Here is a 13,312-nt window from a genome sequence, read left to right as displayed (position 1 = left end):
TTATGAGCAGACCCGCTGCTAGAATTACCGATACGGTCGCGCATCCGTTTCCCCCCGCTTTGACTGGAAGTCCCGGTAGCCTCAATGTGTTCATTGGTGGTTTACCTGCATGGCGGGGTATACCCCTAGCAGGAGCAGCCGCATTGCAATCGGCTAAGCAAGCGGCTGACATGGCTATCCGAACGGCTGAGGCAGCTACACTTGCTGCTGCGGGTACGCCAGGTGCTCCTGGGGCGAAGACGGCGGAGGAAACCACGAAGGCGACGACGGCGGCAACGATGAGCAGCGCCATTAAGGGTAGTGCAGGTGGTGCAGATATTCATCTATGTACTACACCTTTGCCCCTTCCGCCCCATGGGCCTGGTGTGGTTATTGATGGCAGCGCCACTGTTTTAATTAACAATCTCCCAGCCTGTCGTATGGGTGACACCATTGTGGAAGCTGTTGGCCCACCCAATAAAATTGTTCAGGGCTGTCCCACTGTTCTGATTGGTGGGTAGTGTCGAATTCCCACATATAACAAGTAGCCAAGATATAGATATATCTTGGCTACCCCTGAACGCTGAAATCAATTGTTTAAACAATAGTAGCAACAAAACAAATCTCAATGAGTGATTTCCTCCATTGTGCAACCGGAGACGGAGTTGCTCTAAAGTACAAGATTTAGAAGCATCGCTCCCTATGGGTAAGAATGTGGGTAATAATAAGAGTGCCTGTGGAATTTAGAAAACCCCAACTCGACCATCATCTTTAAGATAAATGGAGCGATCGCCTGGAGGACGCCCACCGAGACGCACTTCTATCCGTAGAGTTCTAGCTTTGGGTTTCAGGATATTCACCTTCAGTGGGACTCCGATCGCATCCCATACCACTACCGAGAAATTAGGTTCTGTCCTACCTCCCCGTCCAAAAGACAGCACCTGTCCCGGACGAATAGCAACAGGGTTAGTACCAGCTATTTTTTGCAACTGAACTGCACGTTGAGTCAAGTTAACAACTTCAACAGTAATGCGTTGTCCCGGTATAAACTTGATGGGCTGCTGCCCACAACTGCTACGCGCCACACAAGTCCCCGCCGTTGCAATGGGGTAGCGTTCCATCAGACCCATGAATAAAGTTGTGGTCACTAAGACAACCGATAGAAGTTTGTACATCCGAGACATAGGGGAGCGTGTCAAAAGAACACTATTGGATTTTAAATGAAAACTCTATCGTTGGGGAGAACCCCAAACAGTGAAAAACGGCTATTTGTTTACATGATTAACTCTAGCCAGCCGATAGCCTGTAGGTCATTTGTGTATTAACTCTTTAATTCTAAATTTTTTCCGGGTATCCCTCTGGCGGAGTCAAGATAGCCGCCGAAAGAGTCCGGACGGATAGAAGGACTATCGGTAAGTAATAGCGTCTCCCTGTTACAAGGAGAGGTAAGACATTGAGGATGGCCACCCTGATGGGGGGGGGTACCATCGCCTTGAGCTAGCATCGTCCCTAGCGAAGCCTGCAACGTTAGGTATTTTTGACTAGGGTATTGCTATATGTAACTAGAGTAGTAGAAAATACCCCAGAAAGTCCTTTCCTGGAAATGTGAAATGAACTTAACATTTCTGTCAGGATAGGAGAGCCGCCGAAAACTTGAAATGAATGTGAGGATGTTTACTGTGAAATCAAAAATCTTCGTTCTAGTTCTACTGGGCATGGTGACAACGCTAGCCGCCTGCCAGCCAAAAGAAGAAACACCGACGGATACCACTACTCCGGCAGGTACCATTTCCCCAGCAGAGACCCCCGCAGAAACGACTACTCCGGCAGAGACCCCTGCGACCACAACGACTCCAGCAGAGACCCCAGCAGGTACAGGTACACCTTCTCCCTAATCTCAATAATCTCTAAAACTGTCTCTCTAAGCTAGAGACATATTGTGCCAAAACCTCTAAAGCAGCCGCAGTTGGGTATTCGTGTTCTCCCCCATCTGTTGGCTGCTTTGATTTTGACTAAGCTGTACGGCCTCCAGATCAGCGATGTCTAACCAAGTTTCATTCTCCCCGGCCAGTAACCGATGGGCCGCCTCCATCATCTCCTTAGAGATATCCTTGAGGTCTTGACGGTTTTCTAAATAGGTACACAGAGCATCCATCGGGTTAATGCTACTCCCGACACCCAGTTCGGGTAAGCGAGGACGAGCTAGCTGACTGATTAACTCCGGGCGAATGCTGTAGCTGTGGGCGTCACTCAAGGATTGATGGATAGCAGTATTGTCGATTAAGTCCAGTTGTTCAGAACGCAGCTTGTATATCAGCCGCACGACGGCATCTTGAATCTTCTTTTTGCCAATCGCTTTAATTAATGCGCTTTGAGGCTCGGTAGCTTCAGAAACATCCATCTCGATTGTCCGGAAAGGACGTACTGGCAACGGACAAAATTCCCACTGAGCACGACCTCGTGCCAACTCAACTAGCACATAACCCTTATCTTCTTTTTCTTCACTGAAGTCTACCCGCTCAATGCTGCCAGGGTAAATGACAGGCGGGTCATTGGAGGGGTTGAGATTTTGATGTCGGTGGACGTGTCCCAGAGCTACATAGTCAAAGCAAGGGCGCGTCAGCATGGAAAGGGGAATTGTGAAACCCTTGCCCACTGCTAGGAAACGCTCAGCTCCTAAGTTAGCGCGGTCTGCCATTAAGTGAGCCAGAAGAACGGTTGGCACTTCTGGGTCAAGACGCCGAATTTCAGCTTCTAATACTGGGTCGAGGCGCTGGGTTAATAAATCATTGACCTCAGCAAGCGCTAAACCTTCGGTTTCTGGGCGAGTCAGGAGGGTGGAACGAGTCAGCCAAGGGAGGGTAATCACCTGGACGAGGCCGTTGACGGTTTGGATACGGTGAGTGGCGATCGCATCCCCGACGACAAATCCAGGCACACCTAAAGTACGATAGATGCATAAACTAGCCCCCCCTTGACCTTGGGAATGCTGGTCATGGTTGCCCACTAGCAGCACGGTGGGAATTTCGGCATCCACCAAGCGGCGAAACTGGCTGGCAAAGGCTTCCTGAACATAAGGGGGCGGTGTCGCATCGGGAAAGGCATCTCCTCCGAATAACACAAGATCGACAGGTTCAGAAATGGCTCGGTCAATACAGATCGAAAGAGTATTGACAAAATCTTCTAAACGTGTATTCAAACCCGTGGTGGGGTTAATCCGTCCGTGGGAAAACCCACTTCCCATGTGGATATCGGATAGGTGAAGGATTTTAATCATGCTGTTTGGTTAATTGTTCTAGAGCCTCGCTAATAACCTGCCGTTGTTGAGCGTCGTAGCCCCAGCGTTGGAGAAATGTTTGGTAGGAACCTTCTCCTGTCGCGGCACTTTCATGCAAGGCAAGAGAACGCTCTTGCACCTGAGGGAGTTTAAGCTGTTCTATGAGGTGGGTTGTTCGCGATCGCACTCGATCAGACCTTTGAGCCATCTCTTCGTTGCCCTTGCGGCGATGAGTTACAGCTTGTGCGGCTGACATTGCCAAATTTTTCACCAAAAGTTCTGCCACAATATCGGGCGATGATTGTAATGCCTGAATCACTTGAGGTGAGGGATTATCCGCTAACGTTCCCTCCGAGGTGAGGTAAGTGACAAAAAAACCTCTGGCACCGTTTTCACTTTTCACTAATTGGGCAATCGCATCAGAAATTTCTGGTGTTGATAGTTCACCCGCCGCCATTTGGGACATTAAAGACTGGGTGAATGCGATCGCTTCTTCAAAGGTTACTGTTTCAGGACTATTCACGCGGCTGCTTCTACGGGTGCGTTCTGTTCAATTTCTCATACTGTTGATGATACTCAATTGTCGCGATAATCTCTCTTGTTCAATCCCTGAGCACCATGAAGTAGGAAGCGTTTTCAGAGTTCATACTTTAAAACAGGCTTCGCGAATTAATTGGTCTATTTGTGCTGCCACCTCTGATGAGGTGCCATCCCAATAATGGGTATGGGCACCACCACCCAGACAGAATTCCCGTCGGGTACGGTTCTGATCTTCTGAAATAGAGGCAGGGCGATCGCGATCACCACTCCCAGTCGTATGTTCATCATCCCCTACAGCAGGTTTACACCACTGGTAATCGCAGATATCACTGCGCCACAAATAGCGTCCAATATAGTCCCCACTGCGGAACGTGTTGACCCAACGAGTGATTCCTAGCAGCTCCTTGGGATTTGGCTTCTGATTGTTATAAATATGCTGAGGCTTGTGTGGCTTTAGCGTCCAGGGAGATTGGTCATAGTGACGCGCCCAGTTGTATAGATGGGGAAAACTGATACCGTAAAGCTGGCGGAGTGGACAACCCATTGTGAAAAAGTAAATGGGCAGATTGCCATTCACTAACCTGTCAAGTGCGGGGTCAGTTTCACGTTTAGTTTCACGTTGGAGAAAGCGCAAGAGGTCGGCGGTGATTACAGTTCCCTGGCTATGAGCCACGATTAATATGGCATCATATCCTTGCTCATCCCGTGGATCTTTCCAGCAACAAAGGTAACGCAGCACAGAAACATAGCGGGAATAGATGCGAGCGCTTGGGTTATTATCCAGGGGGTGTAAGCGCATGTAATTATCAACATCAAGGGTGGTATCCAGTACGCTCCGGAACCCCAACAATAGCGTATCTAATCGGCCCCGAAAGGCCAATAAACTCGTTGTAGAGGCAACCAGGAATGTAGCGAATATTCCTAAAATCTCTTCAGTGATCCAGGAGTAAGCGGCAATTTGGGGGTTCAGGAGGTAATAAAGGTATCCCAAGGGAAATACAATCGCCATGCAAACAACAAAGCAGTTGCCCCACCCATTCATTAATTGGAACCCATTCGTCAGCCACTGCCCAAACAACTCAGAGACTCGATCCTCCGATTTAGGGGAACGAACTTCAGCCCAAGCCATGGGAAAAAGCGACCACAAGGCCATAAGTACGGTTAGTAAGATGCAGCCGAGTACAACGACAAAAGCTGGTGAAGCCGCAGCAATAATCAGCTGATGAATAAACTCTGGCCCTGAAAAGGAAATTGGGTTCTGATGAGGGATAGGGAACTGGAACCGTGGAGTGTAGAAGTGAGCCTTGGGTAATAAGCGAGAACCCACCCGATCAAGGGCACCTAAGAGCGTTAAAGTCACAACGATAAATAAAGCTGAAGGCACTGCCAGTGTAATACGTCCTGTCCAAGCTGCACGCTCTGCACGTTCGCGACATCCCTGATTATCTTCATTCTCAAGGTTAGGGTGGTTAGCCGTGCTTGTCCATACCGCTATGCAACCTAACAATCCTGCTGCAATTTGTAAAATAAAAAACGCACACCAGCAAAGAAACAAACCAATGTAAATCACCTCAACTGTTTTAAAGGCTGCATCGGTAATTCCTTGATGGGAATCTTGAGCAGATAACAGCAGTTTTGTGATGATTCCTGCCAAAAATACGCCTATCCATAGCGCAACTTTATCTGCATGAGGACGACGACGTGCGTACTCTCCCATGAGCAGTAACATGATGAAAGCGGATAAGGCACACCATGCAAAAGCCAGAAATCGGTAATAACCGAGCGGCATCCACGGGTTAAAACTTCCCTTGAGCAGAAAGTAACCCAGTCCTATCACCCCTAGTGCTAACAAAACAGGGGGTATAGCCCACAACCAAAAAGGTGTCTTTGGGTTAGGCCAAAATAACCCATAGGCACTCAAGGCAGCGCTAATAATCGCCAAAGAACACAGGGCAATGATGGGTAAGTATTGAGCCGGAATATTGCCTGGAAGAGTGATGGGCGCTATTAACAGCAGGTACAGATTCAGAATCGGAATAAGCATAGACAGCACTTGCGCTGCTGCGGCTTGCGTCTTGCTATACCACTTCCACCCTGTATTTTTATACTCCTTGTCAGCCGACTCCACCGCATGAACGCCGAGACTGCTCAAGTGAAATAACAGTTGATAAAATTCTCCCAGAATACGGACAAAGCCAGTACCCAATCGAGAGAGATCGGCCCAATACATTTCGTAGATATGTACATCGGGTTGAGGCTGATTTCCTTGTCCGAGACGTGAACCCTCCAGTCGCACAGTCTCGTAAGTCGATTTCACCCCCTCACCTTTGTATTGATGTACCTGCTTCCAAATAAATTCATGACCATTATGATCCAGCGTGTTTTCAATATGGGTCAAACACTCTGTATGGTTTGGCTGAGCATCGGGAATTTGATCACAGTTTTGCAGCTGTTCGGCTCGAATGGGGTTCTGTTTAGGTGCTGGCTCAAGCTTAGGTGGATTTTGAGACACAATCACTGGACGAACCCCAATCCGCAGGGTGCTTTCTTCAAAAGGGGTATATTGAATCTGCTTGTCAGTCGGCTTGGAGTTTAAAAGAAGATTTGCCATCGCTCGTGCAGAATCATGGGGTGATTGATCGGCAACACCGTGAACGGCAATAACGGCGATTTTGGGTTGACGTTGACTTGGAGCTTCCCCCATTGCATTCCCTCTGTGTTTTTTATATCTGTTAGTGGTTTTAACGGCGTATTTATGCTTATCTTCCTTCACTCTTACGAGGAGCTTTGGAGAATATTGACTTCTCCAATCCCTGCTCTAAAATTTCCGCAATAGATACAAAAATTAAAGTGGGTCGTTATCGGCTGTCTCCAATTCTTAGAGCATCATATTATTTCCGTTAACACTGGATTTAACTTAGATTGAAGTGCAAAAACTCTGCGCCCCTTGGCGTGACCCTTTGCGACCTCTGCGTTAAAAAAATCTAGTATTTCAATGCCAGATGAAATGACCACGTATCAGTAATAAACCTTCTGCCTTCTGCCTTCTGCCTTCTGCCTTTTCCTATATCCTCAGGATATAGAGGAAATGGGCGGCGAGACGGCGATTGGTAATTTAAACCAGAATGTTGTCCCTTCTCCCAAACAGCTATTAACACCAATTTCGCCACCGTGTGCTGTTATGATTTGACGACACAAATAAAGCCCTAAACCTAAACCAACAGAGTGACGTTTTTGTTGGCCTCGAAAATATAAATCAAATAGTTTCTCACATTGCTGTGGACTCATCCCCACACCATTATCCATCACTGTGCAGCGCACCCAATCGCCTTCTAACTTCGCCTCCAACTTGATGTTTAATCCAGGTGGGTTGTGATTCAGCGCATTAGCGATCAAGTTTTGATAAACTCGCGATAGTTGTAAGGGATCGGCATTAACGAGGGAAAGTTCGTTGGGGATGAGATTGGTGAGAGTCGCCTGTTCTTTGGTGAGCATGGGTTGCAAGTCGGCGATCGCCGATTGAACCAACAAATTTAGTTGTAACGGTTGGCAGTGAACCACAACTCCCCGGACTTCAGCGGCGTGGGTTTCAATCAGGGAGTTGATCAGCTCTAGTTGGCGCTCGCTACTTTCGGCAATTCGCTCTAGGATAGAACGAGCAACCGATACCTTTTCTCCCGGCTGTTTGAGCAAATTCCTTAATACCATTAATATCCCCAATACAGGATTCCGCAAGTCATGCGAAACCGCCTGGAGAAACACACGCAACTGCTGACGGGATTCAAATTCTCTCTGTTGGAGTCGTTCGTATAAGTACACCCCAAGGTTGCAGATAAAGCAAAGCCAGAAAAAGCTCAAAGCTACTTGGGCATTAACAACTGATACGGGTATTCTTTTAATATCAGGGTCAACGAGACCAAAAACCAGATTCATACTAAAGTAGTAGCCCACCGCACCCACCTGCGAAATGAGGTGGAGAGTCCAGCGCACTGGTATCAGTGTCGCTTGAATGGGAAACATCATGAACCAAGAGAGAGTATTGAGTTGCGCTTCTCCTCGCAACGTGGCTTGGATTTGTGAGAGCAAGGTGATAGACCAAGATAAGCCTAAAAAAAGGACTTCTGGATAACGACGCGCTTTTTTGATTCTCAGTAAAGTCAAGCACAGCAGGACGCATAACTCTGTGGCTGCAAAATCGATTAGCCACGTCAATATTTGTGCCTGACTCACGGCATCCCTCGGATCACCTGTGGCATTAACCGTTGCTGCGGCGAACAGGCTCATGATCACAAACGTGGGATAGGCAATCAGGGTAATCCACGCCGCCAAATGCAGTCTTTCTAAAAGAAAGCGGTGCCGCCACTCTTTGTATTCGTCTGTGATCGTGTCAGTCTGAATTTTTCTTAAATGCGTTGCAATGTGTTTGATTAACCACGTTTTTGCTATTGCCTTGAGAGGTACATTCAGCTGCATCTTACCAGGAAAATAAGGGGATTTGATTCGATGCTAATGTCCGACTTGAATACTCATCTTAGGCTCAAGTTCGGTAATCGCAAACCTAACCTTAGTAAGGGTGAAGGTTAAAGATTCAACAAGTATGAAATATACTTTTTCCTCTGTTAGCAATAGCTAATGATTTTGTGCCTTTGTTAAAAGGGTGGACTCAGCTTTTCCAATTTTACCAAAGTTGTTTTAGGAAGGCATTATACCCTGTCCTCACCCTCATCTCCCGCACCTTGCTCCCTGCCCATAACCGCAGATTTAGTAAGGAGATGGGGTTTCCAGACGGGAAGAATTTTATGAAGAACCCATTCCTACTAAGAAATTTATCTGTTCCCAGAGTCTGTGTTCCTGGAAATCAGAAATGACCATAGCCGCCCCCACTGCCGAGAGGACATTGGGGTCATAGGTAGAAGCAACGCCAATCGTATAGATTCCGGCTCCTACAGCCGCCTGGATACCGGAGGGGGAGTCTTCAAAGGCAATTGCCTCTGTTGCAGAGATGCCTAACTGATTAAGGGCAAGCTTGTAACAGGCGGGATCAGGCTTGCCTGCTGTTGCATCTTCTCCAAGTACAACGGTATTAAAGGTATCTGCGAGCTTTAACACCTTGAGTAAAAAGTTGACATTTTCAGCAGGTGCATTGGTAACAACAGCTTTTTGTAAACCCTGAGCCTCAATCCATGCCAGCAGATCGAGCAGTCCAGCCAGGGGAGTCAGGCTCAAAGCAATTTCTCGAAAGCGAGCTTCCTTGCAGTCAGCCAATTGGCGTCCAGCCTCAAACGATAGCTGTGGTAACAAATCCTGAATAATGAGAGGGTTAAGCCGTCCGCTAATCTTGGCTTTATAAAATATGCGATCGATTTCCATCCCATAGTCTCGTAAAATTTCCTGCCAACTTTGGTAGTGCAGGGGGTCAGTGTTCACGAGAGTACCATCCAGGTCAAAGAGAATTGCTTTGAGCATGTTCTGAACGAGAAAATTGAGCTTTGTTCTACAAGAAAAGCCGACGCTCTAAATAATAATTGCCCCTGGCGTGATGGAGTGTTTCATTTTAATGATGGGTTCTAGCGAAGCAACTGAGGATAAATCTGTCGCCATGCTAATACAGAAAAGACACTAATCCACAACAGCAACCACATTAATTCTAAGAACCAGTATCCCGGTAACCCTAAAGGCCAGCGCAACAGGTCAATGATGGACGCTAAAGGCAAAACTCCTGCTATGTTACCGAGAACGGGTGGTAGTGTGGTACGAGGAAAGTAAGTACCGCAGAGCGTAAACATGGGAACGATGAACAAGAAAATCGGCACATTAATTTGATCGATGGTTCGCACCGTTCCCGCCGTACACAATCCCATCACTGAAAAAAGTAAGCTTCCCAATATGAGTAAAGGCAGAGATATGAGAAAATGCCAACCAGAGTAGAGTCCCCACCCAACAGCCACTAAACCTGTTAAAACACCTGCGATTGTCCCTTTGGTAGCTGCCCATAGCCAATCCCCTAAGAAGACTTCCGTGAAACTTAAAGGGGCTGTTAGTAAAGCTTGCCAAGTTTTTTGATAACTTAGGCGGATAAAACTCCCAAATGCCCCTTCAAAGAAGGACTGAAATAGCACCCCAATCGCCATCATTCCCGGCGCAATAAATTTTAAATAGGGAATCGTTTGACCGTTGTAGGGGACATCTCCTACAAGAGGGGTTAAACCATACCCAAAAGCCACCAGATAAAGTACAGGTTCTGAAATGGGTAGCAAACTATTGATGAGCCAAGTTTTTTGGTAAACCCTAGCATGTCGATGCCAAACCGAGTAGACTCCCCAAGGAGTTACAGCAATTCCTTTCATATGAAGTATGAAGTGTAAAGTGTGAAATATGAAGTGTGAAACTAATTACGGGCTTTTCCTGTTTTCAGGCTTAATCCTTGACACTTCATGCTTTATTCAAGTGATTTTCCCGTTAATCGTAAGAACACATCTTCTAAATTAGTGCGGCGACGTGTCAGGCGTTCGGGTGCAGTAGCACTGAGTTGTTCCCACATTGACTGCGGATTGTTTACAGGTAATCCAATCAAGTGACTGTTGCCAAAGGGACGATACCAAGTTCCTGCCTGAGTCGCCAATTGTTGCAGAGTTTGTTCATCAATGCCCTCAATTTCAACCACTTCTCGACCCACCGTGCGCTCAATCAGTTCTTCTGGAGTGCCTTGGTCGATCATTTTACCCTGCTGAAGTAAAATCAGGCGATCGCACAATCGTTGCGCTTCATCCATGTAGTGTGTGGTCAACAACACTCCACAGCCACTCTGTTTGAGTTGGCTAACCAATTTCCAAAAGTCTTGCCTCGCATCCGGGTCTAGTCCAGTGGTTGGCTCATCCAAAAACACCACTTGAGGATTGTTAATCAAAGCCCGTGCTAAAACTAAGCGCCGCTTCATGCCGCCAGACAACTCATCTACACGATTGCTGCCATAATCTTGCAGCGCTACCTGAGCGAGTAATTCACCCGCCCGCTGGCGTGCGGCTTTGCCAGTGATGCGGTAATGATGGGCAAAGTAAACCAAGTTCTCAAAGACCGTAAAATCCGGGTCGAGATTATCTTCTTGAGTGACAATTCCCATCGCTGCACGGGCGATGCGACCTTGAACCTGTACCTGATGTTGCCCTAGTTGGACAAACCCCCGGCTGGGAATCACAGAACCATACAACATTCCCACGGTTGTTGTTTTCCCCGCACCATTAGGGCCAAGAAGACCTAGAATTTCTCCAGGATTGAGAGTAAAGTTAACGCCTTGAACCACCTGTTTTTGACCATAGGTTTTCCATAGGTCATAGGCTGTCAGTGCCATCGGTTGGGTGATTGGGCGTGGAGATGCAAGTCTCATACGTTTTTAGCTGTTAGCTCTCGGCTTTAAGCTTCTTTCTGATTGTACTACAACATGTAATTAATCATATATTGTCTAATTAAAATCTCTGCTGAGTGTGAAAATTGCCAGAGTTTAAGATCAACGTTACTGACAGGACATAAAAAGATAGCCCCCTTTTTCAAGGGGGCTTGTTCATGATGCGTAAGTCTTACCTAACCCTACAATAGGGATTCAAGAACACACTTCATCCAACTGGTTCATCCAACTGGTTGATTGACAAAACCTTAACGCATTCCCAACAAAATTAGCGTCTGGGTCAAACCAAAGGTTAGTTGATTGACAAACACCGCTCACGGGTTAGGCAATCACCAGGTAACACCAGATGCTAAGTTTTAATTAGCTGCGTTCCAGATTTTTCAGCTAGGGTTTGACCTTATTCCTTATTAGTGACTTTATTAATCAGGTCTTTCGCTCCGTCTAATAAGCCGTTATCGTTAGAAGTCTCTTCTTCGTAAACTTTCAAATCCTCTTCATAAATTTCCTCTAGACCTTGTTTGGGATCGCTACTAATTTCCTCTGTTATTGCATCGTAAGACTCTTGCGGAGGTGCATCTGGAAGCCCTAGCCCCTCATTCTGGGTGTAAGCGCGATTGATGCTCTTGCCTCCCGCTTGGCTAATAATTTTTTGTTGTACCTGTAAGGGTTGACCCGCTAAAGCAGGTTGATTGGCAAAAATAAATAAACCTGAAACGCTCAATAAGCCCATTAAACCAAACAGTAAAATGCGTTTGCCTAAGGCTCCCCAAACTGTAGAAAAAAGCTGCTGCATATAAAACTCCCTTTTTTCGTAGGATTCTAAGATTCACAAGGAAAAATGACGAGCGATGCTGTCTTGAGGCTTAAAAACCCCAAAATAAAGCCCTGGAAGATCCTACGATTCTGGCAGTAATCATCTCTTCTGCCCAAAGATACATTCAAGCCATTTCGATAGTTACAAATTTTTACGGCCTGAGGGACAGCTAACTATAAGAGTGTTGGCTTCAAAGCTTCTGGTTGCATCGTTTGCTCAAAAGCATTCAGTATTAATTCAGGAATTGCTCGTGGTCGCATAGCTTTTGTGTCTACCCAAACCCACAACGCCTCAGCCGTTACGAGTAGTTGTTCCTCACCTTGCTGGCGGATTTCGTAACGCCGGATGGCACGCGGCCCTCGTACTTGTTGCAGCCAGGTTGTGACTTCTAAAGTATCACCCGCTACGGCTGGGCGCAGATACTCTATTTCTATCCGTCGCATGACAAAGACGCAACCCAGTTCTTCGTAACGCTTGTGACCGAACCCAAGAAACTCCGAATGCTCGATCGCCGCCTGCTCTAGATAGTGCTGATAGACTGCATTATTGACGTGTCCTAAGGCATCCATTTCGTGATACCTAACCCGTAGCCGAGAGGTAAATTTCTGTGTCATTGGGCTAATATTCTCGTGACTCGGTTAGCTACCTAGAAGCTACTCAAAGTTGTTGTCAGCCAACTCCCCTGACAGAGCGAACCGGATAAATCAAGGGCACAACAGACTGTGCCCCTATAGTAATCTGATCTGGTAACAATCAGGGAGTAACTTCCGGTAGTTTGCAACAATCGCAGGACTATCGTTAGGTGGCTTTTACCAAAACTGAATCTCCTTCAATCTTGGCGTTGTAAGTGGACAGAGGCTTCTTCGCCTGCCCTTGGAGAACTTTGCCATCAAGACTAAATTCAGCTTGATGACAGGGACAGACAAAGGCGTTCTTACCGGCCTTCCATTCGACGGTACAACCTTTGTGTGTACAGATAGGATTAACCGCCGCAATAGCCTTTGGGTTAGCGGAGTTGCTGACGACAAGCACAGAACCTCCAGCAAACTCTTTATTGAGAAGTTGACCCTTTTGGTTTAACTCGGCAACAGTGCCAACAGACTGAAATCCATCAGTCCTTTTGGACAGCGTGGGGGATTCCGATTTTTCGGTTTTGGGAGAACAGGCTGTAAGGGCAACAGGTAAGGAACTGGCGAGTCCACCAATCCCCACCCACATCAAAAACTCACGACGGTTCATAGATAGTTGTTCGTTATTTGCGGAAAAAGTCTCTTAATTAAGAAGAAGAGGTTTCCTCCAT

13 protein-coding genes are annotated in these 13,312 nt (G+C 46.9%); 2 read left to right on the top strand and 11 right to left on the bottom strand.

What is annotated here, in order from left to right; genetic code table 11:
- Positions 1 to 2: 2 nt before the first annotated feature.
- Positions 3 to 500: a PAAR domain-containing protein gene (locus NDI48_22790; protein MEP0833995.1), complete on the top strand. Its 498-nt coding sequence runs from the start codon at positions 3 to 5 to the stop codon at positions 498 to 500.
- Between the two features lie 222 nt (positions 501 to 722).
- Here NDI48_22790 and NDI48_22785 read toward each other — a convergent pair whose 3' ends face one another.
- Positions 723 to 1,163 (bottom strand): hypothetical protein, encoded by a 441-nt coding sequence (locus NDI48_22785; GenBank protein MEP0833994.1) that lies wholly within the window; start codon positions 1,161 to 1,163, stop codon positions 723 to 725.
- Positions 1,164 to 1,658: 495 nt separating this feature from the next.
- Here NDI48_22785 and NDI48_22780 point away from each other — a divergent pair, with 495 nt between their 5' ends.
- Positions 1,659 to 1,874 carry a hypothetical protein gene (locus tag NDI48_22780; protein ID MEP0833993.1) on the top strand — a complete coding sequence of 72 codons (216 nt, stop codon included), beginning with the start codon at positions 1,659 to 1,661 and terminating at the stop codon, positions 1,872 to 1,874.
- A 56-nt stretch (positions 1,875 to 1,930) separates the two neighbouring features.
- On the opposite strand, the gene sbcD is transcribed toward NDI48_22780, so the two are convergent.
- The 10 genes from sbcD to NDI48_22730 form a co-directional block, all read right to left on the bottom strand.
- Positions 1,931 to 3,256: an exonuclease subunit SbcD gene (gene sbcD / locus NDI48_22775; protein ID MEP0833992.1), complete on the bottom strand. Its 1,326-nt coding sequence runs from the start codon at positions 3,254 to 3,256 to the stop codon at positions 1,931 to 1,933.
- Positions 3,249 to 3,779, bottom strand: coding sequence for a hypothetical protein (locus tag NDI48_22770; protein ID MEP0833991.1), 531 nt, complete (start codon positions 3,777 to 3,779; stop codon positions 3,249 to 3,251). The genes sbcD and NDI48_22770 overlap by 8 nt, the downstream gene beginning before the upstream one ends.
- 120 nt (positions 3,780 to 3,899) lie before the next feature.
- The gene (locus NDI48_22765; GenBank protein ID MEP0833990.1) at positions 3,900 to 6,500 is read right to left on the bottom strand and encodes a hypothetical protein; all 2,601 of its coding nucleotides are present in this window, start codon (positions 6,498 to 6,500) and stop codon (positions 3,900 to 3,902) included.
- Positions 6,501 to 6,868: 368 nt separating this feature from the next.
- A complete protein-coding gene (locus tag NDI48_22760; protein MEP0833989.1) occupies positions 6,869 to 8,269 on the bottom strand; it encodes a HAMP domain-containing histidine kinase in 1,401 nt (466 codons plus the stop codon).
- 324 nt (positions 8,270 to 8,593) lie between these two features.
- Positions 8,594 to 9,262: an HAD family phosphatase gene (locus NDI48_22755; protein ID MEP0833988.1), complete on the bottom strand. Its 669-nt coding sequence runs from the start codon at positions 9,260 to 9,262 to the stop codon at positions 8,594 to 8,596.
- 101 nt (positions 9,263 to 9,363) lie between these two features.
- Positions 9,364 to 10,143 (bottom strand): ABC transporter permease, encoded by a 780-nt coding sequence (locus tag NDI48_22750; protein MEP0833987.1) that lies wholly within the window; start codon positions 10,141 to 10,143, stop codon positions 9,364 to 9,366.
- A 92-nt stretch (positions 10,144 to 10,235) separates the two neighbouring features.
- On the bottom strand, positions 10,236 to 11,180 hold the full coding sequence (locus NDI48_22745; protein ID MEP0833986.1) for an ABC transporter ATP-binding protein: 945 nt from the start codon (positions 11,178 to 11,180) through the stop codon (positions 10,236 to 10,238).
- Positions 11,181 to 11,595: 415 nt separating this feature from the next.
- Complete coding sequence (locus tag NDI48_22740) at positions 11,596 to 11,991, bottom strand: hypothetical protein (protein MEP0833985.1); 396 nt, start codon at positions 11,989 to 11,991, stop codon at positions 11,596 to 11,598.
- A 194-nt stretch (positions 11,992 to 12,185) separates the two neighbouring features.
- Complete coding sequence (locus NDI48_22735; GenBank protein MEP0833984.1) at positions 12,186 to 12,626, bottom strand: acyl-CoA thioesterase; 441 nt, start codon at positions 12,624 to 12,626, stop codon at positions 12,186 to 12,188.
- 184 nt (positions 12,627 to 12,810) lie between these two features.
- On the bottom strand, positions 12,811 to 13,251 hold the full coding sequence (locus NDI48_22730) for a ubiquinol-cytochrome c reductase iron-sulfur subunit (protein ID MEP0833983.1): 441 nt from the start codon (positions 13,249 to 13,251) through the stop codon (positions 12,811 to 12,813).
- Between the last annotated feature and the right edge of the window lie 61 nt (positions 13,252 to 13,312).

It is taken from the genome of Microcoleus sp. AS-A8 (assembly GCA_039962225.1).
In the GTDB taxonomy this organism is placed as follows: domain Bacteria; phylum Cyanobacteriota; class Cyanobacteriia; order Cyanobacteriales; family Coleofasciculaceae; genus Allocoleopsis.
Note: the sequence above shows the minus strand (reverse complement) of the source record. Positions and strands in the feature narration are given on the sequence as shown.

Excerpts from the sequence above, each read along its gene's own strand:
- NDI48_22750 (MEP0833987.1), bottom strand. The coding sequence starts at position 10,143 with ATGAAAGGAATTGCTGTAACTCCTTGGGGAGTCTACTCGGTTTGGCAT.
- NDI48_22755 (MEP0833988.1), bottom strand. The coding sequence starts at position 9,262 with ATGCTCAAAGCAATTCTCTTTGACCTGGATGGTACTCTCGTGAACACT.
- NDI48_22740 (MEP0833985.1), bottom strand. The coding sequence starts at position 11,991 with ATGCAGCAGCTTTTTTCTACAGTTTGGGGAGCCTTAGGCAAACGCATT.
- NDI48_22760 (MEP0833989.1), bottom strand. The coding sequence starts at position 8,269 with ATGCAGCTGAATGTACCTCTCAAGGCAATAGCAAAAACGTGGTTAATC.
- NDI48_22790 (MEP0833995.1), top strand. The coding sequence starts at position 3 with ATGAGCAGACCCGCTGCTAGAATTACCGATACGGTCGCGCATCCGTTT.
- NDI48_22785 (MEP0833994.1), bottom strand. The coding sequence starts at position 1,163 with ATGTCTCGGATGTACAAACTTCTATCGGTTGTCTTAGTGACCACAACT.
- NDI48_22735 (MEP0833984.1), bottom strand. The coding sequence starts at position 12,626 with ATGACACAGAAATTTACCTCTCGGCTACGGGTTAGGTATCACGAAATG.
- NDI48_22745 (MEP0833986.1), bottom strand. The coding sequence starts at position 11,180 with ATGAGACTTGCATCTCCACGCCCAATCACCCAACCGATGGCACTGACA.
- NDI48_22730 (MEP0833983.1), bottom strand. The coding sequence starts at position 13,251 with ATGAACCGTCGTGAGTTTTTGATGTGGGTGGGGATTGGTGGACTCGCC.
- sbcD (MEP0833992.1), bottom strand. The coding sequence starts at position 3,256 with ATGATTAAAATCCTTCACCTATCCGATATCCACATGGGAAGTGGGTTT.
- NDI48_22765 (MEP0833990.1), bottom strand. The coding sequence starts at position 6,500 with ATGGGGGAAGCTCCAAGTCAACGTCAACCCAAAATCGCCGTTATTGCC.